A 20973-nucleotide genomic window follows, 5' to 3' on the forward strand; every position below is an offset into this window, starting at 1 on the left:
AACCACCAGGGAGTGAAACCATGCGGGACCTTCGCCTCAGCCGCCGTGCGCTCCTCGTGGGCGCGGCCACCGTGCCGGCCTTCGGCATCCTGACCCGGCCGGGGCAGGCGGCCGAATTCACCTACAAGCTCGCCACCGGCCAGGATCCGACCCATCCGGTCAACATCCGCGCCCAGGAGGCCATCGACCGCATCCGCGAGGCGACGAACGGTCGGCTGGAGATCAAGCTCTTCCCGGCCAACCAGCTCGGCTCCGATACCGACCTGCTGGCGCAGGTGCGCAACGGCTCGGTCGAGTTCTTCAACCTCGCCACCTCGATCCTCTCGACCTTCGTGCCGGCGGCGAGCCTGCCGAACACCGGCTTCGCCTTCAGGGATTACGACGCGGTCTGGCAAGCGATGGACGGCGGCCTCGGCGAGTATGTCCGCGGCGAGATCGGCAAGACGCCGATCATTACCATCTCCAAGGTCTGGGACAACGGCTTCCGCCAGATCACCTCCTCCACCCGCGAGATCCGGAAGCCGGAGGACCTGAAGGGCTTCAAGATCCGCGTCCCCCCGGCGCCGATGCTGACCTCGCTGTTCAAGGCGCTGGACGCCGGTGCCGCGCCGATCAACTTCAACGAACTCTATTCCTCCCTTCAGACCAAGGTGGTCGAGGGCGAGGAGAACCCGCTGCCGATCATCGCCACGACGCGCCTCTACGAGGTGCAGAAGACCTGCAGCATGACCGGCCACGTCTGGGACGGGTACTGGATCCTCGGCAACAAGCGCGCGTGGCAGCGCCTGCCGGAGGACCTGCGCGGCATCGTCTCGCGGGAGTTCGACCGCTCGGCCGCCGACCAGCGCGCCGACGTCGCCACGCTCAGCCAATCCCTGCGCCAGACGCTCACGGAGAAGGGCATCGGCTTCATCGACGTCGACCGCACCCTGTTCCGCGAGGCCCTGGCCAAGACGAGCTACTACAAGGACTGGAAGGGCAAGTTCGGCGAGGCCGGCTGGGGCCACCTCGAATCCGTCTCCGGCAAGCTGGTCTGAGGGAGGCGGCGGTGGAACTCACGGCCTGCGTCTCGACACGGCGCTCGGCTGGCTGGTGGAGGTCCCCGCCCCCCTGTCGGTCCTGGCCGGGATCGGCGTGCCGCTTTCGGGCGCCGTCAGCCGCTACGTCTTCCACGAGCCGCTGATCTGGTCCGACGCGCTCGCCGGCATCCTCGTCCCCTGGGTCTCCATCGGGTTCCTGTGAGGGGCTGCGCCCTGTCCCCCACCCCCATCATTGCGAGCGAAGCGAAGCAATCCAGGGCCGCGCCACGTCCGGCAAGCGGCCCCCGCCCCTGGAGGGCTTCGCTCCACTCGCAATGACGGTTCAGCATCGCCAGTGAGGTCTCCCGCCATGCCCGATCCCACCCTCACCGCCCGCATGGCCGATGCCATCCGGTTCCTGTCGCTCGACGCCATCGAGCGGGCGACGGACGGGCACCCCGGGGCGCCCCTCGGCTGCGCGGAGATGGCGGTGGCCCTGTTCACCCGCCACCTGCGCTGCGCCCCGCAGGACCCGCTCTGGCCCGACCGGGACCGCTTCGTGCTCTCGAACGGCCACGGCTCGATGCTGCTCTATTCCGTGCTGCATCTGGCGGGCTACGCCGGGATGGGAATGGATCAGATCCGGGCGTTCCGGACGTTGGGCTCGCACACGCACGGCCATCCCGAGATCGCCCCCGAGCACGGCATCGAAGTGACGACCGGTCCCCTGGGCCAGGGCATCGCCAACGCGGTGGGCATGGCGGTGGCCGAGGCGAAGCTCGCCGCCGCGTTCGGCCGCGAACTGGTGGACCACCACACCTACTGCATCGTCGGCGACGGCTGCCTGCAGGAGGGCATCGCCCACGAGGTGATCTCGCTCGCCGGCCACCTGCGCCTGGGCCGCCTCATCGTCCTGTGGGACGACAACCGCATCACCGACGACGGCGCCACCGCCCTGTCGATCTCCGAGGACGTCCGCGCCCGATTCCGGGCCGCCGCGTGGCAGGTGATCGACGCGGACGGGCACGACGTCGAGGCGGTCTCGGCGGCGATCCTCCTCGCCAAGGGCGACCCGCGCCCGAGCCTGATCGCCTGCCGCACGGTGATCGGGAAGGGCCTGCCCCGGCTGGAGGGCCAGCGCGGCGCCCATGGCGGTCGCGTGGTGCCGCAGGATCTCGTGGAGGCCCGCGTGGCCAAAGGCTGGACGCATCCCGCCTTCACCGTGCCGGAGGACGTGGCGGCCGCGTGGCGGGAGGGCGTCGCGGGCCGCAACCGAGCCGCCTACGAGGCGTGGCGGCAGCGCCACGAGACCGCGCCGGGCCCTGCGCGCCAAGTCTTCGACCGGGTCACCGCCGGGGACCTGCCGGACGGCTGGCGTGAGACCCTGCGCGCCGCCCGCGACCGTCTCGCCGGGCAGGCGCGGCCGGGCATCGACGTGGCGGCGGACCTCGCGGGCGAACTCGCACAGGCGATTCCCGAACTCTTCACCGGCGCCCCGGACCTCGAAGGCCCGACCCAGCACAAGCGGGCGCTCCCCGCCTTCACCGCGCGGGAGCGCAACGGCCGCTACCTGCATTACGGCATCCGTGAGCATGCCATGGGCTCGATGATGAACGGCATGGCCGCCCATCGCGGCCTCGTGCCGGTGGGCGCCACCTACCTCGTGTTCTCCGACTACATGCGCCCGTCCCTGCGCATGGCGGCGCTGATGAACCTGCCGGTCGTCACCGTCTACAGCCACGATTCCATCGCCATCGGCCGCAACGGCCCGACCCATCAGCCCGTGGAGTTCCTGGCGAGCCTGCGGGCGATGCCGAACATGCTGGTGCTGCGCCCCGCCGACGCGATGGAGACGGCCGAGTGCTGGGAACTCGCCCTCGATCACCGTACCGGCCCAACCTCCCTGGTCTGCGCCCGGCAGGAGCTTCCGCCCGTGCGCAGGGTGGCCGGCGGCGACAACCTCTCGGCCCGGGGCGCCTACATCCTCGCGGAGGCCGACGGGGAGCGGCGGGTCACGCTGGTCGGCACCGGCTCGGAGGTGGCCCTGGCGCTCGCCGCGCGGGACATCCTCCAGGGGGAGGGCGTGCCGACCGCCGTGGTTTCGATGCCCTCCTGGGAGCTCTTCGCCCGGCAGGACGCGGACTACCGCGCCCATGTCATCCGCAGGGACACGGCGCGCGTCGCCGTCGAGGCGGCGATGCGCTTCGGGTGGGACCGCTGGATCGGCGAGGAGGGCGGCTTCGTCGGCATGACGGGCTTCGGCGCCTCGGGGGCGCCGGAGGATCTGGCGCGCCATTTCGGCCTCACCGCCGAGGCGGTGGCACGGGAGGCCCGCCTTCGCCTCGGCTGAGGGTGGAGGCCCCGGCTGACGGTGTCCCACGGCGCGTGCGCCGGGTGATTCGGGCTATCGATCCGCTGCCTGCGCGCCGTGTCGCGCCCGACCTTCGGCCATGCCGAGGAACCCCCGGCGGTGATGCTGGACAGTCGCCCCCCGCGCGCGTAGCCGGGGGGGCAACGAGCCGCCCGACGCTGTGTCAAACGCGGGTTCAGCTTTTGTTAAGGGCTCGGAGATCCATTTTCGGAACAGAGATCGTCTGCACCGGGGCGCACCCCCGGCGTGAAGCCGGTCACGTAACCGTGGCCGTGGAACGTCTTTGCGGCCTCGGAACTTCCTCTCTCGGGCGCCCGGCGCCGTGTTGTTCTCTTGAGCGATGGTTCATCGCGAGCCTTTCTGGATGTTGGTCACCACCGAATACGAAGATTCTCACGACGCGAACCTGGCCGACGCCGCCGCGAGGCTGGCCGCCGCCGGGACGATTGCCGACGTCGTCGCGATCCTCGGCGACACCGCCCGCGAGATCGTCGGATCGGACGGGATCGCGGTGGTCCTGCGCGAGGGCGAGTGCTGCCACTACGTCGCCGAGGACGCCGTCGAGCCGCTGTGGCGCGGGGCCCGCTTCCCGATGAGCGAGTGCGTTTCGGGCTGGGCGATGCTGAACTGCCGCGCGGTGGTCATCCCCGATATCGAGAGCGATCCGCGCGTGCCCCAGATCGCCTATAGCCGGACCTCGATGCGCAGCCTCGCGATGGTGCCGCTTGGGTTCCCCGAGGCGGTGGCCGCCCTCGGCGCCTACTGGTGCGCCTATATCGACCTGAACGACGACATCGTCGCGCGCCTCGAACGGCTCGCCGCGGCGGCTACGGCCGCCCTGAACCGCGTTTCCCACCCCCAGCACGAACCCCTGAGCCGATGATCGATCTGACCCTGGAGGCCGCCCGCACCATCGTGGCGACGGCCCTCGACACCGCGCGCGGACGCGGCCTGAAGCCCCTCGCGGTCATCGTGTACGACGCCCGCGGCGCCCTCAAATGCGTCGAGGTCGAAGACGGGACGTCGCTGCGCCGGGCCGAGATCGCCTGCGGCAAGGCCAACGGCGCGCTGGCGCTCGGCACCGGCTCGCGGGCGATCCTGGCCCGGGCGGAGGCGCAGCCGTTCTTCGTCGCGGCGGTCAGCCACCTCGCGGGCCCGGCGGCCCTGGTGCCCGTGCCGGGCGGGGTGCTGATCCGCTCCAAGGAGGGCCGCCTCCTCGGCGCGGTCGGGATCTCGGGCGACACGTCCGACAACGACGAGATCTGCGCCGTGGCGGGTATCGAGGCCGCGGGGCTCGTGGCCGAGACCGGCGCCTGATGCGGCTGCGGCGGCGGGACTGGCTCGCCGGCACCGCCGCCCTCACCCTGGCCGGCCCCGCCGCCGCGGACGACCTCCTCTACCGGCGCGGCAACGATGCCGACCCGGAAACCCTCGATCCGCACAAATCCTCGACGGTGGCCGAGGCGCATATCCTGCGCGACCTCTGCGACGGGCTACTGACCTACGACAACTTCGGCGCCATCGTGCCCGGCGCGGCGAAGGACTGGTCCGTCGCCGCGGACGGGCTCGCCTATCGTTTCACCCTCCGTCCGGACGGACGCTGGTCGAACGGCGAGCCGGTGACGTCGGCCGACTTCGTGTCCTCCCTCCGGCGGATCATGGACCCGGCGACGGGGGCGAAATACGCGGAGGTGCTGTTTCCGATCGCCGGGGCCGCCGCCGTCAACCGCGGTGAGAAATCCCCGGACACCCTCGGCGTCGGCGCGCCGGATACGGGCACCGTCGAGATCAGGCTGGAGCAGCCGACGCCCTATTTCCTCGAACTCCTGACCCACCAGACGGCGGCCCCGGTCCACGCCGCCTCCATCGCCCGCTACGGCGAGGCCTTCACCCGGCCGGGCAACCTCGTCACGAACGGCCCCTACCGCCTCCTCGACCGCGTGCCCGGCGACCGCATCCTGCTCGAAGCCAATCCGCATCACCCGGACGCGGCCTCGGTGGCGATCCGGCGGGTGGCCTACCTGCCGACGCCCGATCTGTCGGGGGCGGTGCGCCGCTACGCGGCCGGCGAGATCGATTCCCTCTCCGACCTGCCCGGCGACCAGATGGAGGCCCTGCGCGCGCGGTTCGGATCCCAGGTGGTGCTCGGGCCGGCCCTAGGCTTGGCGGCGTTGGCCGTCAACACGCGCAAGGCGCCGTTCTCGGACGTGCGGGTGCGCCGGGCCCTCTCCCTGGTGATCGACCGGGAATACCTCGCCCAGGCGCTCTACGGCGGCACGATGAGCGCGGCCTACTTCCTCTGCCCCGACGGGCTCGACAACTACCGCACGCCACCGGAGACCGAAGGCCGCCAGGGCCTGCCCATCGACCACGAGGAGGAGGCGCGGGGGCTCCTCGCCGCCGCCGGGTTCGACCCGAAGACGAACCCGCTGCAGATCGAATACCGCTTCAACATGAGCGACAACAATCGCAACACGGCGGTGGCGCTGGCGGAGATGTGGCGCGACCTCGGCATCGTCACCCGCTTCGTCTACACCGACGCGAAGACGCATTTCGCCTACCTGCGCGATGGCGGCGACTTCGACATCGCCCGGATGTCGTGGCTCGCCGACTACGCGGACCCGCAGAACTTCCTGTTCCTGCTGCAGACGGGCAACGACGGGTTCAACGCCGGCCATTGGTCGAACGCCGCCTACGACCGATTGCTGGCGGAGGCCGCCCGCGAGCGCGACCTGAGACGCCGGGCCGGAATGATGTACGACGCGGAGGCCATCGCCCTGCGCGAGCTGCCCTGGATCCCGCTGATGCACTACCGCACCAAGGCGCTGATCGCCCCGCGCCTCCAGGGCTACCACCCGAACCTGCGCAATGCCGCGCCGACCCGCTACCTGCGGCTGCGGGCGTGATCGGCCTCGTCCTCCGGCGGTTGGGCCAGGGGGTGCCGACCCTCCTGGCCGTCGTGGCGGTAAGCTTCTTCCTGATGCGCCTCGCCCCCGGTGGCCCGTTCGACCTCGAACGTCCGCTCTCGCCCGCGGCGATGGAGAACCTGCGCAGGGTCTACGGCCTCGACCGGCCGCTGATCGTGCAGTTCGGCAGCTATCTCGCCGCCCTCACCCGGGGGGATCTCGGCCCGTCCTTCTCGTTCCGCGACATGAGCGTCGCCGGGTTGATCGGCCGGGGCCTGCCCGTCTCGGCGACGCTGGGCGCCCTGGCGCTGGTGCTGTCCTGCGCCCTCGGCATCGGCCTCGGCTGCGTCGCGGCCCTGCGCCGGGGCGGTTGGGCGGACCGGGCGATCGGCCTCGCCGCGGCCCTCACCCTGTCGCTGCCGAGCTTCGTCGTGGCGCCGCTGCTCCAGATCGCCTTCGGGCTGACCCTGCGCTGGCTGCCCCTGAGCGGGTGGGAGGAGGGCGATCCGCGGCACCTGATCCTGCCCGTCGTCACCCTCGCCTTGCCGCAGGTCGGCGCCCTCGCCCGGCTCACCCGGGCGTCCCTCGGGGAGGTGCTGCGCACCCAGCCGGTGCGGACCATGCGGGCCTTCGGCCTGCCGCCGGCCCGCGTCGCCCGCCACGCCCTGCGCGGTGCGCTGCTGCCGGTGGTCGCCTATCTCGGGCCGCTCGCCGCCGCCCTCCTCACCGGTTCGGTGGTGGTCGAGACGATCTTCGGCCTGCCGGGGATCGGCCGCTACTTCGTGGAGGGGGCGGTCAACCGCGACTACACGCTGGTGATGGGCGTCGTGCTCCTGGTCGCGGCCCTCGTCATCGTCCTCAACCTCGCCGCCGACCTCGTTTGCGCGTGGCTCGACCCGCGCCTGCGGACGGACGCGTGAGGGGGCGGGGCGCGAACACCGCGCGCACGCTCGGCCGGCTGGGCCGGGAGCGGGGCGGCGTCGGCGCCCTCGCCGTGCTCGCCGTCATCGCCCTCGCGTGCCTCCTCGGCTCGGCGCTCACCGGGCATGCGCCCGACCGGTTCTACCCAGACCTGCGCCAGCTCCCCGCCGGGCTGGCGGCGCAGCCGGACGCGGCGCATCTGACGCCCGCCCTGGAGCGCATCGCCTTCCGCATGCGCGCCCACGTGGCCGCGGCCGACCGCACGGGCGACAGGCTCCGCCTCACCCTCACCTCCGAGCATTCCATCGACAGGCGCAGCCTCGTCTACCTGCCGCGCTCGGACCTGTTCGGGCCGGCGACCGTCGTCGTCGACGGGGAGGGCGGGCGCCGGCTCGTCCTCGACATGCCCGTGCGCCGGCTGCACTTTCTCCTCGGGACGGACATCCACGGCCGCGACCTGCTGACCCGCAGTCTGGTGGCGGGGCGCGTCTCCCTGGCGGTCGGGCTGACGGCGACCCTGGTGGCCCTGCTCATCGGCATCGGCTACGGGGCGGTCGCCGGCTATGCGGGCGGGGCCGTCGATGCGGCGATGATGCGTGTGGTCGATGCGCTCTACGCGCTGCCCTTCGTATTCTTCGTCATCCTGCTGCTGGTGTTCTTCCGGGCGAGCCTCGTTCTCATGCTCCTCGCCATCGCCGCGGTCGAATGGCTCGACATGGCCCGGATCGTCCGGGCGCAGACCCTGTCGCTGCGCGGGCGCGATTTCGTCCGCGCCGCCCGGGCGTTGGGGCAACCGGCGTCCCGTATCCTCCTCCGGCACGTGGTGCCCAACACCCTCGGCCCGGTGGCGGTGGCGGCGACGCTCCTCGTTCCGCGGGTCATCCTGCTGGAGAGCTTCCTGTCGTTCCTCGGCCTCGGCGTCCAGGAGCCGCAGACGAGCTGGGGCGTGCTGATCGCCGAGGGGGCCAGGGCGATCGAGGCGGCGCCGCACATGCTCGCCGCCCCGGCCGCCTTCCTCATCGCCACGCTGGTCTCCCTGAACCTCCTCGGCGACGCCTTGGCCGACGCCCTCGACCCGCGTGCGGGATGAGGCGGCTCAGCCCAGTTGCCGGATGGGCGCCCCGGCGAGCCACGCGTCGAGATCCTCCACCGCCTGGGTGAAGAACCGCGTGTAGTTCGCCCGCGAGACGTAGCCGAGATGCGGCAGGGCGAGCACGTTCGGCAGGCGCCGGTACGGGCTGTCGGCGGGGAGGGGTTCGGTGTCGAACACGTCGAGCCCGGCCCCGGCGATCCAGCCCTCCTCCAGCGCCCGCAGCAGGGCCGCCTGATCCACGAGGCCCGCGCGCGATGTGTTGACGAGATAGGCGCCCGGCCGCATGCGCTGCAGCTCCGCCTCGCCGAGAATGCCCTTGCTCCGCTCGCTCAGGACGAGGTGCAGGGTCAGGAAGTCCGACTCTTCGCACAGGGACTCCTTGGAGGGTGCGAGCGTGACGCCGGCCTCCGCCGCCTGCGACGGCGTCAGGTTCCGGCTCCAGGCCATGACATCCATCCCGAAGGCACGCCCGATCTGCGCGACCCGCGCGCCGATCTTGCCGAGGCCGAGGATGCCCAGCGTCGCGCCGGACAGGTCGGCGCCGATGGTGCTCTGCCAGGGGCCGTTGGCCCGCAGGTTGGCGGTCTCCGCGGGCAGGTGCCGGGCGAGGCCGAGGATCAGCGCCCACGTCAGCTCCGTCGGCGGCGTCGGACTCGACTCGGTGCCGCAGACGGTGATGCCCCGCGCCCTCGCCGCGGCGAGGTCGATGGCGGCGTTGCGCATGCCGCTGGTGACGAGGAGCTTCAGCTTCGGCAGCCGTTCGAGCAGGGCCGCCGGAAACGGCGTGCGTTCGCGCATGATGACGAGGATCTCGGCATCCCGCAGCCGTGCCACGAGGGCGTCCCGGTCCGCGATGTGCTCCGTCACCGTCGAGACGGCGACGCGGTCGGCCAAACGGTCCCATCCCGCGAGGCCGAGGGCGGCATTCTGGTAGTCGTCGAGGATCAGGCAGGTCTTCATGGGGCTCTCAGGCGGCCTGGGGCTCACGCCGATCGTGGCGTCTGCCGCCACGCCTGACAACGCCCCCTTCGCCCCATCCCCCAACCGCCCCCTCCTCCATTGACACGACCTTGGCCGCGGCTATCGATGGCGGTGCATACAAAATCCGTGGGGTGCACCCGCGGGCCACGAGGAAATGCCGGGCTTTCGAGGCCCTGACTGGGAAGGCGTACGCCATGCTTGTCACCCGCCGCCGTTTGCTGTCGGCCGGTTCCACCGCCGTGCTCGCCGGGGTCGCCGCACCCCATGTGGCCCGGGCCCAGCGGGCCGAGTTCACCTACAAATACGCGAACAACCTGCCCGACACGCACCCGATGAACGTGCGGGCCCGGGAGATGGCCGACGCCCTGCGCACCGAGAGCGGCGGGCGCTTTGACCTGAAGATCTTCCCCACCAGCCAGCTCGGGTCGGACACCGACACGTTGAGCCAGCTCCGCAATGGCGGCGTCGAATTCTTCACGCTGTCGCCGCTCATCCTCTCGACGCTGGTGCCCAACGCCTCGATCAACGGCATCGGCTACGCCTTCTCCGACTACGACAAGGTCTGGGCGGCGATGGACGGGGAGCTCGGCGCCTGGGTGCGCGGGCACATCGCCAAGGCGAACCTCATCGCCATGGAGAAGATCTGGGACAACGGCTACCGCCAGACCACCTCCTCCACCAAGCCGATCACGGCGCCGGACGACCTCAGGAACTTCAAGATCCGTGTCCCGCCGTCGCCGCTCTGGACCTCGATGTTCAAGGCGTTCGATGCGGCGCCGACCTCGATCAACCTGAACGAGACCTACTCGGCCCTGCAGACCAAGATCGTCGAGGGGCAGGAGAATCCGCTCGCGGTCATCTCCACCACCAAGTTCTACGAGGTGCAGAAGTACTGCTCCCTCACGAACCACATGTGGGACGGCTACTGGTTCCTGGCGAACCGCCGGGCCTTCGAGAAGCTGCCCCCGGACCTGCGGGAGATGGTGGCCAAGCACATCAACGCCGCCGGCATGAAGGAGCGCGAGGACGTCGCCAAGCTCAACGCCAACCTTCAGGACGAGCTGACCAAGAACGGCCTCGCCTTCAACAAGCCCGACCCGGCCCCCTTCCGCGACAAGCTGCGCAAGGCCGGGTTCTACACCGAGTGGAAGGGCCGCTACGGCGAGGAGGGGTGGTCGATCCTCGAGAAGTACACCGGGAAGCTCGCCTGATGCAGGCGGACGCGCCGCGCGGAGGGGTCGCCCCCTGCACGCGGCGGGCGATGAACCTCGCCCACTTCCTGCGCAGGAACGGCCGCCGCCTGCGCGACGGCACCGGCCTCGCGCAGGGCGGGCGGCGATGGAGCTGGGCCGCACTGGATGCCCGCGTCGATGCGATGGCGGCGGCGCTCGCCGCCCGCGGGGTGGCGAAGGGAGATCGGGTGCTGGTGCAGTCCCGGAACTGCCACCAGCTCTTCGAGTCGATGTTCGTCTGCTTCCGCCTCGGCGCGGTCTGGGTCCCGGCGAATTACCGCCAGACTCCGGCAGAGGTCGCCTACCTCGGCGGGGCGAGCGGCGCCCGGGCGCTGATCTGCGGGAGCGCCTTTCCCGGCCACGCCGCCGCCATCCGCGCCGGGTGCCCCGGCCTCGACGTGGTGATCGAGATCGGGGGAGCCGCGTTCGGCGAGGATTACGACGCCCTCGTCGCGACCCATATGGGACAGGCGGCGCCGACCGCCGATGTCGAGCACGACGACCCGTGCTGGTTCTTCTTCACCTCCGGCACCACCGGGCGCCCGAAGGCGGCGGTGTTGACCCATGGGCAGATGGCCTTCGTCGTCACCAACCACCTCTGCGACCTGATGCCGGGTACCCGCGAGGGTGACACCTCCCTCGTCGTGGCCCCCCTCTCGCACGGGGCGGGCATCCACCAGCTCGCGCAGGTCGCGGCCGGGGCCACGACGGTGCTGACGGCGGGCGACCGGCTCGACCCGCGGGAGGTCTGGGCGCTGGTGGAGGAATGGCGGATCGCCAACATGTTCACGGTGCCCACCATCGTGAAGCTCCTCATCGAACACCCCGCCCTGGGGCACCACGACCACACCAGCCTGCGCCACGTCATCTATGCCGGCGCACCCATGTACCGGGAGGACCAGAAGCGGGCGCTGACGGCGCTCGGGCCCGTGCTGGTGCAGTATTTCGGCCTCGGCGAGGTCACCGGCAACATCACCGTCCTGCCGCCGCATCTCCATGCCGCCGAGGACGGACCGGGGGTGAGGGCCGGCACCTGCGGGTTCGAGCGCACCGGAATGCAGGTCGATATCCAGGATGGGGAGGGGCGCTCCCTCGCCGCGGGGGAGACGGGCGAGATCTGCGTCTGCGGCCCGGCCGTGTTCGCGGGCTACTACGACAACCCGAAGGCCAATGCCGAAGCCTTCCGCAACGGCTGGTTCCGCACGGGCGACCTCGGCCACCTCGACGGCGAGGGCTTCCTGTTCATCACCGGCCGCGCGTCGGACATGTACATCTCCGGCGGCTCGAACGTGTATCCGCGGGAGACGGAAGAGAAGCTCCTGACCCACCCCGCCATCGCCGAGGCGGCGATCCTCGGCGTGCCCGATCCGACCTGGGGCGAGGTCGGCGTGGCGGTCTGCGTGCTGCGGCCGGGACAGGCGGTCGGGGAGGGCGAACTGCTGGCGTGGCTCTCGGGCGAGGTGGCCCGCTACAAGCTCCCGAAGCGAGTCTTCTTCTGGGACGAGCTGCCGAAATCGGGTTACGGCAAGGTCACCAAGCGGGCGATTCGCGACGGTCTGGAAGAACGGGGCCACCTGCCCCTCGACGGGGAACAATAGGGGGCCGGCAGGACCCGCGTCGTCATCGCGAGCCGAGCGAAGCGACCACGGGAGAGCGACTGCCGGGCTCGCGCAAGACGGGATATCCTGGTGCGATGGATTCATTGAGGCTCTCCGCCGCGCACATCCTCCCGGCCGATGGCTGCGACGGCGCCCTCGTCGGCCGGATCTGGCGGCCTGAGCACGACGGGCCGAGCGTCGTCGCCCTGCGGGATGGGCCGGACGGGGCGGCGCGGGTGATCGACATCACCGCCGCCCACCTCACCGTGAGCGACCTCTGCGAGGCGGAGGATCCCGCCGCGGCCCTCCGCGCGGCCGCGGGCGAGGATTGCGGCCCCCTCGACGCGATCCTCGCCAACACCCCGCCGGACGGGCGCGATCCGTCCCGGCCCTGGCTGCTGGCGCCCTTCGATCTCCAGACCGTGAAGGCGGCTGGCGTGACCTTCGCCGCGTCGATGCTGGAGCGGGTGATCGAGGAGCGGGCGCGGGGGGACCTCCTGGCCGCCGCCGCGATCCGGGCCGAGGTGGGACGGCTGGTCGGGGACGATTTGCGCCGCCTGAAACCGGGCTCGCCCGAGGCCATGGCGCTGAAGGCGGTGCTGGTGGCGCAGGGCGCCTGGAGCCAGTACCTCGAAGTCGGGATCGGCCCGGACGCCGAGATCTTCACCAAGGCCCAGCCGATGTCGGCCGTGGGCTGCGGCGCGGATGCCGGGCTGCACCCGGAGTCCCAATGGAACAATCCCGAGCCCGAGATCGCCCTGGCGGTCAACGCCCGTCAGCGGATCGTCGGCGCCTCCCTCGCCAACGACGTGAACCTGCGGGATTTCGAGGGGCGCTCGGCCCTTCTCCTGGGGAAGGCGAAGGACAACAACGCCTCCTGCGCGCTGGGCCCGTTCCTTCGCCTGTTCGACCGGACCTTCTCCCTCGACACGGTGCGGCGGACCACCGTGTCCCTGGAGGTGACGGGGGCGGACGGCTTCCGCCTCGACGGCACCTCGGCGCTCGCCGACATCAGCCGCGATCCCGAGGATCTGGTGGAAGCGATGATGGGCCGGTCCCACCGCTACCCGGACGGGGCGGTGCTCCTGCTCGGCACGATGTTCGCCCCGGTGAAGGACCGGCACGGGCCGGGCCTCGGCTTCACCCATGCCGAGGGCGACCGCGTGACCGTGGCGAGCCCGGAGCTGGGGCGGCTCGTCAACCGCATGCGCCCCTGCGACGCCTGCGAGCCCTGGACGTTCGGGGCCGGCGCCCTGATGCGCAACCTCGCCCGGCGCGGGTTGCTGTGACAGCCCCACGGCGAGAGTGTTACTTCGAGCGGCCATGATCCCCACGCACGCCCTCCTCGACCGACTCGCCGCCATTGTCGGCCCCTCAGGCCTCGTGACGGGCGACGAGCTTCGCAGCCGCCCGGCGGCCTGGACGCGCCCGACCGAGCCCTGCGCCGCCCTCGCCCTGGTGCGCCCCCGCGACACGGCCGAGACCAGCCACGTCATGGCGGCCTGCGCCGAAGCGGGCGTCGCCATCGTCCCGCGGGGCGGCGCGACGGGCCTCGTGGACGGCATCCTCTGCGCCCCCGAACAGGTCACCCTCTCGACCGAGCGGATGACCGCGATCGAGCCCGTCGACCCCCTGGCCATGACGATGGTGGCCGGCAGCGGCGCCACCGTGGAGGCGGTGCAGAACGCCGCCCGGGCGGCGCAGCTGTTCTTCCCCCTCGACTTGGGCGCGCGGGGCTCGGCGACGGTGGGCGGGACGATCTCGACCAATGCCGGCGGCCTGCGCGTGCTGCGCTACGGCATGATGCGCGAGATGGTGCTCGGCCTCGAAGCCGTGCTGGCGGACGGGACCGTGGTGTCCTCCATGCGCCCGCTCATCAAGAACAACACCGGGCTCGACCTGAAGCAGCTCTTCCTGGGCACCGAGGGCACGCTCGGCATCGTCACCCGGGCGGTCCTGCGCCTGCGGCCCGAGCCGGCGGGCTATGTCACGGCCCTCGTCGCCTGCCCCGGCGTGGATGACGGTGCCCGGCTGCTCCGCGCCGCGCAATCGGCGTTCCAGGGGCGGGTGTCGTCGTTCGAGGGCCTGTGGCCCGCCTTCTACCGGCTGATGACCAAGCCCGGCCGGGCCACGCCGCCCCTGGGGGCGGACTACCCGTTCTACGCGATCATCGAAATCGAATGCGTGCCGGAGGAGACGGACCGCTTCGTGGACCTCCTCGACCGGCTGATGGGGGAGGGCACGGTGCTCGATGCCGCCCTCGCCTCGTCCGAGGAGCAGCGGCAGGCCATGTGGCGTATCCGCGACCGGGTGGAGAATATGAACGCCGACGGGATCGAGCGCGCCTTCGACGTCAGCGTCCCCCTCGACCGGATGGACGGCTACGTCCGCACGGCGCTGGCCCGGATGGAGGCGATCCCCGGTTGCCGGGCCGTGGTCTACGGCCATATCGGCGACAACAACCTCCACTGGAACACCACCGACCTCGCCGGGGACGGGAACGCGGCCATCGACGCCGCGATCTACGAGCCCCTGGCCGCGCTGAACGGTTCGGTGTCGGCCGAGCACGGGATCGGGCTGATGAAGCGGGACAAGCTCAAGCTCTCCCGCTCGCCGGAGGAAATCGCCACCATGCGGCTCGTCAAACGCGCCCTGGACCCCGACAACAGGCTGAACCCCGGCAAGGTCTTCTAGGAACCCTCCGCGATGGCGAAAGCGCCTGCCGTCCAGCCCGTCGCGCGCCTCGCCGTGCGCCTGACGCCCCGCGGCGGCCGGGACGCCATCGACGGCTGGATCCGCGACGCGGACGGGGCACCCTGCCTCAAGGTCCGCGTATCCTCGCCCCCGGTGGAGGGGGCGGCGAACGAGGCGCTGGAACGGCTGATCGCCGCGACGCTCAAGGTGCCGGCGAGCGCGGTGCGGATCGTCGCCGGCCATCAGGCACGGGTGAAACGCCTGGAGATCGCCGGGGCGGACGCGGCGGATCTGGCGCGGGTGCTCGGAACGCCGTGATCGGCGCACGCCGCCGGTATCGCGGGCGGCACATTCCGGGGGGCGCCTGGCCCTGAAACGTCCCGCTCCCCTGGGTCGCTTCGCTGCGCTCGCGATGACGGAGAGGGGGTCAACGCGGGCGCCGCCGATCACGCACCGCCGTCTTTGCGAGCGAAGCGAAGCAATCCAGGGACGCGCCACACCCCAAACCTCTCGCTGACCCTGGGTCGCGTCGCTGCGCTCGCGATGACGGTGAGGGGGCCAACGCGGACGCCGCCACTCACGCACCGCCGTCTTTGCGAGCGAAGCGAAGCAATCCAGGGACGCGCCACGCACTCAAATCTCCCGCTTCCCTGGGTCGCTTCGCTGCGCTCGCGATGACGGCGAAGGGGTCAACGCGGGCGCCGCCCACCCCTCACCGCCACCCATGCCGCGCCGCTCAGAAATCCACCTGATCGCCGCCCTTCAGCGACAGCATCTCCCGCGCCTCGTCCGGGGTCGCGATCGAGAGGCCCAGGCCCTCGATGATGCTGCGCACCCGGCGGACCTGGGCGGCGTTGGTCTCGGCGAGCTTGCCGGGGCCGTCCCAGAGGCTGTCCTCCAGGCCGACGCGGACGTTGCCGCCCATCGCCGCCGCCATCGCGGCAATGTTCATCTGGTTGCGGCCCGCACCCAGCACCGACCAGCGGTACTGGTCCCCGAACAGCCGGTCGGCGGTGCGCTTCATGTGCATCACGTCGTCCGGATGCGCGCCGATACCGCCCTGGAGGCCGAACACGGTCTGGATGAACAGCGGCGCCTTCACCAAACCCCGGTCGAAAAAGTACTTCAGGTTGTAGAGATGGGCCGTGTCATAGCATTCGAACTCGAACCGCGTCCCGTTCGGGCCGCAGGTGGTGAGGATGTGCTCGATCTGGCCGAAGGAGTTGCGGAAGATGATGTCCTTGTTGCCGAGGTAGTCCCGCTCCCACTGGTGCTTGAGGTCGGTGAAGCGGTCGAGCATGCCGAACAGGCCGAAATTCATCGAGCCGAGGTTCAGCGATGCGACTTCGGGCTTGAAGGTCGCGGCCGGGCGGACGCGCTCCTCGATGGACATGGTCGGCGCGCCGCCGGTGGTGAGGTTCACCACGCAGTTCGAGCGCTGCTTGATCACCGGCAGGAACTTCGCGAACGCCTCCGGGCTCTGGTCCGGCCGCCCGTCCCGAGGGTCGCGGGCGTGGAGGTGGACGATGGCCGCCCCCGCCTCGGCGGCGCCGATGGCGGCGTCGGCGATCTCCTCGGGTGAGACCGGCAGGTACGGGGACATGCTGGGCGTGTGGATCGCCCCCGTCACCGCGCAGGTGATGATGACTTTGCGTTGCGTCGCCATGCTCAATCCTTCTGGTCGTTCTTGTGGGCGCGCAGCGCCGCGAGGCGCCGGTCCCGCCGCTGCATCCGCGCGGGGAGGTCGGCGGGGGCCTGCCATTGCTGCAGGATCGCATCCACCGCCTCCGCCTCGTACACGGAGGGCGGCGGCGGCGCGGCGGCGAGGCGCTTGTAGAAGCCGGTGTAGCGCGCACAGTAATCGGCGATACCGCCGGGCGCATTGAGTTCGATGGTCTCGAACGGGCCCATGAAGCTCCAGCGCAGGCCGAGCCCGTCCGCCACCGTGCGGTCGAGATCCTGGGGCGTCACGTAACCCTCGGCGGCGAGACGGAACGCCTCGGCCAGGAGCGCCCCCTGAAGCCGGTTGAGGATGAAGCCCTCGACCTCCTTCAGCACGGTGACCGGCACTTGGCCGATGGCCTCGTAGACCGCCCGGGCGCGGGTGAGCGCGGCCTCGTCCGTCCAGGGGGCCCCGGAGATCTCCACCAGGGGAATCAGGTGCGGCGGGTTCACCGGATGGCCGATCAGGCACCGTCCGCGGCCGGGCAACGCCTCCGTGAACAGCGAGCAGCGGATCGCGGAGGACGAGGAGGCGATCACCGTCCCAGGCGGGGCGTGGGCGTCCAGCTCGGCGAAGAGGGCGCGCTTCACGTCCTCCCGCTCCGGGCCGTTCTCCTGCACGAAGGTGCAACCGGCCAGGGCGTCGGCGAGCCCCCCCACGGCGCGGATGCGCTGCGCGGCGCCTTCGGGATCGTCGCAGAGGCCGTGGGCGGCGAGCGTCCGCAACCCCTCGGCGCAGAGGGGCACGGCCGCCGCCGCGACACCGTCGGCGGGGTCGAACAGGCGGGTGTCCCAGCCTGCCCGGGCGAAGATCATGGCCCAGGCCCGGCCGATCAGGCCGGAGCCGACGATGGCTACGGATTCGGTCATGGCGTACTCCGCTTCACCGCGTTTCCTCCGCGCGGACGGCACGGTCGCGCCGTCCGAAAGCCCCCGACCGTCATTGCGAGCGCAGCGAAGCAATGACGGCGGTTGTCGGGAAACATCACAGCCACAGCACCTTGCGCCTCAGGTCCTGATCGTCCCGCAGCAGGCGAGACTCACCCGTCCACTGCACGGCGCCCCGCTCCAGGGCCACCGTCCGGTCCGACAGGGCGAGCGCCAAGTCGAGGTGATGGTCCACGAGAATGATCGCCAGTTCCCGGCGCAGGCGATCGAACGCCTCGAACAGCTCCTCCGTCACCGCCGGGGACAGGCCCTCGAAGGGCTCGTCCAGAAGGAGGAGCCGCGTGTCACCGGACAGGGCGCGGGCCACGGCCACCATCTGCTGCTCGCCCCCCGAGAGCCGGGCGGCATCGACGGTCCAGCGCTCCTTGAGGCGCGGGAAGAATTCGAGCACCCTGTCCTCGTTCCAGTGGATCCCCGCGCCGGTCAGGCGCCGCAGACGGCCCAGGCCGAGATTCTCGGCGACGCTCATGCCCGCGAACAGAGCCCGCCCCTGCGGCACGTAGCCGATGCCGAGCCGGGAGATGCGGTCGGGCGGAAGGCCGGCGATGTCCTCCCCGCCGAGCGCGATCCGCCCCGAGGCCGGTGGGGCGATGCCGATCAGCGTCTTGAGCAAGGTGGATTTGCCGGCGCCGTTGCGCCCGAGCAGCGCCACCACCTCCCCCCGGCGCACGGTGAGATCGACGCCGTTGAGGATGTGCGACTTGCCGTAGAAGGTGTTCACGCCCTCCATGGTCAGCAGGTCTTCCTTCGCGGCGGCGCTGGCCCGGGGTTTCGCGGCGATGGCCTCCGTGCCGGAGCCGAGATAGACCGCCTGGACCTTCGCGTCGTCGCGGGCGTCGGCGACGGTGCCATCCACCAGCACCGCGCCGTCGGCCATCACCGTCACCCGGTCGGCGAGGCGGAACACCCGGTCGATGTCGTGCTCCACGAGGAGGACGGGGATGTCGGCCGAGAGCGCCTTGATGAGGTCGCCGACCCGCTCGCGCTCGGCGGCGGCGAGCCCGGCCAGGGGCTCGTCCAGCAGCAGCACCCGCGGGCGGGTGGCGAGCGCCAGCCCCATGTCCAAGAGCCGTTGCCCGCCGTAGGACAGGCTGCCGGCCTCCGCCCGCTCGATTCCCGACAGGCCGGTCCAGCGCAGCAATTCGGCGGTGTCGTCGGCGATCTCGCCGAGGGCGAGGGCGTCCCGCCAGGGGCTGAAGTGCGACGGGTGCCGGGCCTGCACCGCGAGGCGCACGTTCTCCTGCACCGACAGGCCGGGGAACAGGTTGGTGATCTGGAACGACCGCCCGATCCCCGCCCGGGTGATCGCGTCGGGTTCGAGGCCCCCGACATCGCGCCCGTCGAGGGTGATGCGCCCGGCATCGGGGTGGTAGAGCCCCGAGAGCAGGTTGAAGGCGGAGGTCTTGCCCGCGCCGTTGGGGCCTATCAGGGCGTGCAGCGTCCGGTCGGCGACGGCGAAGGAGACGCCGCGCACCGCCGCCACCGCCCCGAACCGCTTCGCGATGCCCTCCACCACGAGGACCGGCCCCGTCCCCGCGCCGCCGGCGATGAAGCGCGGCGGCACGCGCCCGCTCGCCCCGGCCCGGCGCGCAGCCATGGCTGCCCCCTCGGTGGACGCCCTGCGGAACGGCTTCATGAGCCGCGTGCCGATGCCGACGAGCCCGTCCGGCGACAGCACGATGAAGGCGACGAACAGCAGGCCGAAATACAGGAGCCAGTCGCCGGTGTAGATCGACAGGAACTCCCGGAACAGGATGAAGAACAGGGCGCCGATCGCCGGCCCGAGGAACGAGCGCATCCCGCCGATCACCGTCATGGCGAGCAGTTCGCCGGAGAAGGCGATGGAGATCGGATCGGCGGAAGCGAAGCGGTGGTTGTAGGCCGAGAGCGCCCCCGCCAAGCCGGTGATCGTGGCCGAGAGCACGAAGGCCGCGAGCTTGTAGCGGTCGGTGGCGTAGCCGAGGAAGCCGGCCCGCTGCTCGTTCTCGCGGATCGCCACCAGCACCGTGCCCATCGGCGAGCGGCGGAACCGCCAGAGGCCGAACAGCACCAGGGCGGCGATGGATGCGACGGCGGCGTAGAGCGGGCCCGGCGCGTCGAGGGCGTCCCAGCGGCGCACGCCGCCGATGCCGTTCTCGCCGCCGGTCAGGTCCGTCCAGCGGAAGGCGATGGCGTAGAGCATCGCCGTGAGGGCGAGCGTCAGCAGGGAGAAGTAGACGCCCCGGCGCCGCAGGATCAGCCCCCCGGCCGCGAGCGCGCAGCCGGCGGTGATCGCCAGGGCGCCGAGGAGGGGCAGGGCCATGTCCCCCGGCAGGAGTCGGGTCTGGAGGATCGCCACCGCGTAGGCGCCGATGCCGAACCACGCCCCGTGGCCGAAGGAGACGAGGCCGGTCCAGCCGACGAGGATGTTGAGGCCGAGGACGGCGAGGGCGAAGATCACCACGTCGATGGCGGTGATCATCGTCAGGCCGATCGCGTCGAGGGCGAAGGGCAGGACGGCGAGCGCAGCCAGGGCGACCCAGAGCTGGCGGCTCTCGCGGACGAGGCCGCCGCGCTGGGGCGGGGCGAGGGGAAGGGCCTCGGCGGTCTGGGACATGGCGCCTCTCACTCGAACCGGGCGATGTGTTCGCCGAACAGTCCCCGCGGCCGCAGGAGCAGCACGAGCACCATCAGGCCGTAGACCGCCGCCTCCGTGGCGGGCGGGTAGGCGTAGGCGGTGAGGCCGCGCACCACGCCGACGATCAGCGCCGCCAGCACCACGCCCCAGAACGAGCCGAGCCCGCCGATCACCACCACCACGAAGGCGAAGGTGAGGATCTCCGCCCCCATGGCCGGCTGCACCCCCGTCACCGGGGCCATCATCGTGCCGGCCAGCCCCGCGAGGCCGGTGGCGATCACGACGACGGCGGTCATGTACGGCCGGAGCGAGATGCCGAGCGCAGCCACCATGTCGGGGTTCTGCACCCCCGCCCGCACCACACGGCCGAAGCTGGTCTTCGTCAGCAGGAGCCACAGGCCGAGGACGCAGACCACGGCGACGACGAGGATCGCGAGGCGATAGCGCGAATAGATCAGGTCGCCGATGAAGACCTGCCCGCGCAGCCAGGGCGGGATGCCGAAGGGCAGGGGGGCCGCGCCGAAGGCCATGCGCAGGGCCTGTTCGGCCACCATGGCGAGGCCGAAGGTGAGGAGCAGCCCCAGCGCCGGGTCGCCCCGGTAGAACCGCCGCAGCAGGAACCGCTCCACCACCAGCCCGATCGACCCCACCGCCAGGGGGGAGGCGACGAGCGCCCCGCCGAAGCCGATCTGCGGCGCCAGCGCCACGGTGAGGTAGGCGCCGATGGCGTAGAACGCCCCGTGGGCGAGGTTGACGATGCCGCCGAGGCTGAAGATCAGCGACAGGCCGAGCGCGATCAGCAGATACTGGACGCCGATCAGCAGGCCGTTCAGCACCTGCTCCAGCATGAAGACGAGCGTCATCGCCTCAC

At 71.5% G+C, this 20973-nt stretch carries 18 protein-coding genes; 13 read left to right on the plus strand and 5 right to left on the minus strand.

The window, feature by feature from the left end:
• Nucleotides 1-20: 20 nt before the first annotated feature.
• The 8 genes from MKK53_RS24240 (at nt 21) to MKK53_RS24275 (ending at nt 8307) form a co-directional block, all read left to right on the plus strand.
• Complete coding sequence (locus MKK53_RS24240) at nt 21-1037, plus strand: TRAP transporter substrate-binding protein (protein ID WP_243931520.1); 1017 nt, start codon at nt 21-23, stop codon at nt 1035-1037.
• Between the two features lie 55 nt (nt 1038-1092).
• Complete coding sequence (locus MKK53_RS24245; RefSeq protein ID WP_243931521.1) at nt 1093-1242, plus strand: hypothetical protein; 150 nt, start codon at nt 1093-1095, stop codon at nt 1240-1242.
• Nucleotides 1243-1389: 147 nt separating this feature from the next.
• Entirely contained in the window at nt 1390-3369 is a 1980-nt protein-coding gene (gene tkt, locus MKK53_RS24250) for a transketolase (protein WP_243931522.1), read from the plus strand.
• A 361-nt stretch (nt 3370-3730) separates the two neighbouring features.
• Entirely contained in the window at nt 3731-4273 is a 543-nt protein-coding gene (locus MKK53_RS24255; RefSeq protein ID WP_243931523.1) for a GAF domain-containing protein, read from the plus strand.
• Nucleotides 4270-4707, plus strand: a complete 438-nt coding sequence (locus tag MKK53_RS24260; protein ID WP_243931524.1) for a GlcG/HbpS family heme-binding protein — start codon at nt 4270-4272, stop codon at nt 4705-4707. Before MKK53_RS24255 ends, MKK53_RS24260 begins: the two co-directional genes overlap by 4 nt.
• Nucleotides 4707-6296, plus strand: a complete 1590-nt coding sequence (locus tag MKK53_RS24265; protein ID WP_243931525.1) for a peptide ABC transporter substrate-binding protein — start codon at nt 4707-4709, stop codon at nt 6294-6296. The genes MKK53_RS24260 and MKK53_RS24265 overlap by 1 nt, the downstream gene beginning before the upstream one ends.
• Nucleotides 6293-7216, plus strand: a complete 924-nt coding sequence (locus tag MKK53_RS24270; protein ID WP_243931526.1) for an ABC transporter permease — start codon at nt 6293-6295, stop codon at nt 7214-7216. The genes MKK53_RS24265 and MKK53_RS24270 overlap by 4 nt, the downstream gene beginning before the upstream one ends.
• Entirely contained in the window at nt 7213-8307 is a 1095-nt protein-coding gene (locus MKK53_RS24275; protein WP_243931527.1) for an ABC transporter permease, read from the plus strand. Before MKK53_RS24270 ends, MKK53_RS24275 begins: the two co-directional genes overlap by 4 nt.
• A gap of 6 nt (nt 8308-8313) precedes the next feature.
• On the opposite strand, the gene MKK53_RS24280 is transcribed toward MKK53_RS24275, so the two are convergent.
• Nucleotides 8314-9270: a D-2-hydroxyacid dehydrogenase family protein gene (locus tag MKK53_RS24280; RefSeq protein ID WP_243931528.1), complete on the minus strand. Its 957-nt coding sequence runs from the start codon at nt 9268-9270 to the stop codon at nt 8314-8316.
• Nucleotides 9271-9485: 215 nt separating this feature from the next.
• Between MKK53_RS24280 and MKK53_RS24285 the strand changes: the two genes are divergently transcribed.
• The 5 genes from MKK53_RS24285 to MKK53_RS24305 all read left to right on the plus strand — a co-directional run bounded on the left by MKK53_RS24285 (nt 9486) and on the right by MKK53_RS24305 (nt 15133).
• Complete coding sequence (locus MKK53_RS24285; RefSeq protein ID WP_243931529.1) at nt 9486-10502, plus strand: TRAP transporter substrate-binding protein; 1017 nt, start codon at nt 9486-9488, stop codon at nt 10500-10502.
• Nucleotides 10502-12121 (plus strand): acyl-CoA synthetase, encoded by a 1620-nt coding sequence (locus tag MKK53_RS24290; protein ID WP_243931530.1) that lies wholly within the window; start codon nt 10502-10504, stop codon nt 12119-12121. Before MKK53_RS24285 ends, MKK53_RS24290 begins: the two co-directional genes overlap by 1 nt.
• 95 nt (nt 12122-12216) lie before the next feature.
• On the plus strand, nt 12217-13410 hold the full coding sequence (locus tag MKK53_RS24295) for a fumarylacetoacetate hydrolase family protein (protein ID WP_243931531.1): 1194 nt from the start codon (nt 12217-12219) through the stop codon (nt 13408-13410).
• A 34-nt stretch (nt 13411-13444) separates the two neighbouring features.
• On the plus strand, nt 13445-14815 hold the full coding sequence (locus MKK53_RS24300) for an FAD-binding oxidoreductase (protein ID WP_243931532.1): 1371 nt from the start codon (nt 13445-13447) through the stop codon (nt 14813-14815).
• Between the two features lie 12 nt (nt 14816-14827).
• Nucleotides 14828-15133, plus strand: a complete 306-nt coding sequence (locus tag MKK53_RS24305; protein ID WP_243931533.1) for a DUF167 domain-containing protein — start codon at nt 14828-14830, stop codon at nt 15131-15133.
• 418 nt (nt 15134-15551) lie between these two features.
• On the opposite strand, the gene MKK53_RS24310 is transcribed toward MKK53_RS24305, so the two are convergent.
• The 4 genes from MKK53_RS24310 to MKK53_RS24325 form a co-directional block, all read right to left on the minus strand.
• Nucleotides 15552-16481, minus strand: coding sequence for a 3-keto-5-aminohexanoate cleavage protein (locus MKK53_RS24310; protein ID WP_243931534.1), 930 nt, complete (start codon nt 16479-16481; stop codon nt 15552-15554).
• Nucleotides 16482-16483: 2 nt separating this feature from the next.
• Complete coding sequence (locus MKK53_RS24315; protein ID WP_243931535.1) at nt 16484-17407, minus strand: 3-hydroxyacyl-CoA dehydrogenase; 924 nt, start codon at nt 17405-17407, stop codon at nt 16484-16486.
• Nucleotides 17408-17522: 115 nt separating this feature from the next.
• Complete coding sequence (locus MKK53_RS24320) at nt 17523-20081, minus strand: branched-chain amino acid ABC transporter ATP-binding protein/permease (protein ID WP_243931536.1); 2559 nt, start codon at nt 20079-20081, stop codon at nt 17523-17525.
• 8 nt (nt 20082-20089) lie between these two features.
• A complete protein-coding gene (locus MKK53_RS24325) occupies nt 20090-20965 on the minus strand; it encodes a branched-chain amino acid ABC transporter permease (RefSeq protein WP_243931537.1) in 876 nt (291 codons plus the stop codon).
• Nucleotides 20966-20973 lie beyond the last annotated feature (8 nt).

The sequence above is a fragment of the Methylobacterium sp. J-076 genome (genome assembly GCF_022829405.1).
GTDB lineage: Bacteria > Pseudomonadota > Alphaproteobacteria > Rhizobiales > Beijerinckiaceae > Methylobacterium.

Bases quoted from the DNA above. Each gene is read 5' to 3' on its own strand.
- MKK53_RS24260 (WP_243931524.1), top strand. From the start codon at position 4,270: ATGATCGATCTGACCCTGGAGGCCGCCCGCACCATCGTGGCGACGGCC.
- MKK53_RS24290 (WP_243931530.1), top strand. From the start codon at position 10,502: ATGCAGGCGGACGCGCCGCGCGGAGGGGTCGCCCCCTGCACGCGGCGG.
- MKK53_RS24325 (WP_243931537.1), bottom strand. From the start codon at position 20,965: ATGACGCTCGTCTTCATGCTGGAGCAGGTGCTGAACGGCCTGCTGATC.
- tkt (WP_243931522.1), top strand. From the start codon at position 1,390: ATGCCCGATCCCACCCTCACCGCCCGCATGGCCGATGCCATCCGGTTC.
- MKK53_RS24320 (WP_243931536.1), bottom strand. From the start codon at position 20,081: ATGTCCCAGACCGCCGAGGCCCTTCCCCTCGCCCCGCCCCAGCGCGGC.
- MKK53_RS24315 (WP_243931535.1), bottom strand. From the start codon at position 17,407: ATGACCGAATCCGTAGCCATCGTCGGCTCCGGCCTGATCGGCCGGGCC.
- MKK53_RS24305 (WP_243931533.1), top strand. From the start codon at position 14,828: ATGGCGAAAGCGCCTGCCGTCCAGCCCGTCGCGCGCCTCGCCGTGCGC.
- MKK53_RS24240 (WP_243931520.1), top strand. From the start codon at position 21: ATGCGGGACCTTCGCCTCAGCCGCCGTGCGCTCCTCGTGGGCGCGGCC.
- MKK53_RS24285 (WP_243931529.1), top strand. From the start codon at position 9,486: ATGCTTGTCACCCGCCGCCGTTTGCTGTCGGCCGGTTCCACCGCCGTG.
- MKK53_RS24310 (WP_243931534.1), bottom strand. From the start codon at position 16,481: ATGGCGACGCAACGCAAAGTCATCATCACCTGCGCGGTGACGGGGGCG.
- MKK53_RS24255 (WP_243931523.1), top strand. From the start codon at position 3,731: ATGGTTCATCGCGAGCCTTTCTGGATGTTGGTCACCACCGAATACGAA.
- MKK53_RS24265 (WP_243931525.1), top strand. From the start codon at position 4,707: ATGCGGCTGCGGCGGCGGGACTGGCTCGCCGGCACCGCCGCCCTCACC.
- MKK53_RS24280 (WP_243931528.1), bottom strand. From the start codon at position 9,270: ATGAAGACCTGCCTGATCCTCGACGACTACCAGAATGCCGCCCTCGGC.
- MKK53_RS24300 (WP_243931532.1), top strand. From the start codon at position 13,445: ATGATCCCCACGCACGCCCTCCTCGACCGACTCGCCGCCATTGTCGGC.
- MKK53_RS24295 (WP_243931531.1), top strand. From the start codon at position 12,217: ATGGATTCATTGAGGCTCTCCGCCGCGCACATCCTCCCGGCCGATGGC.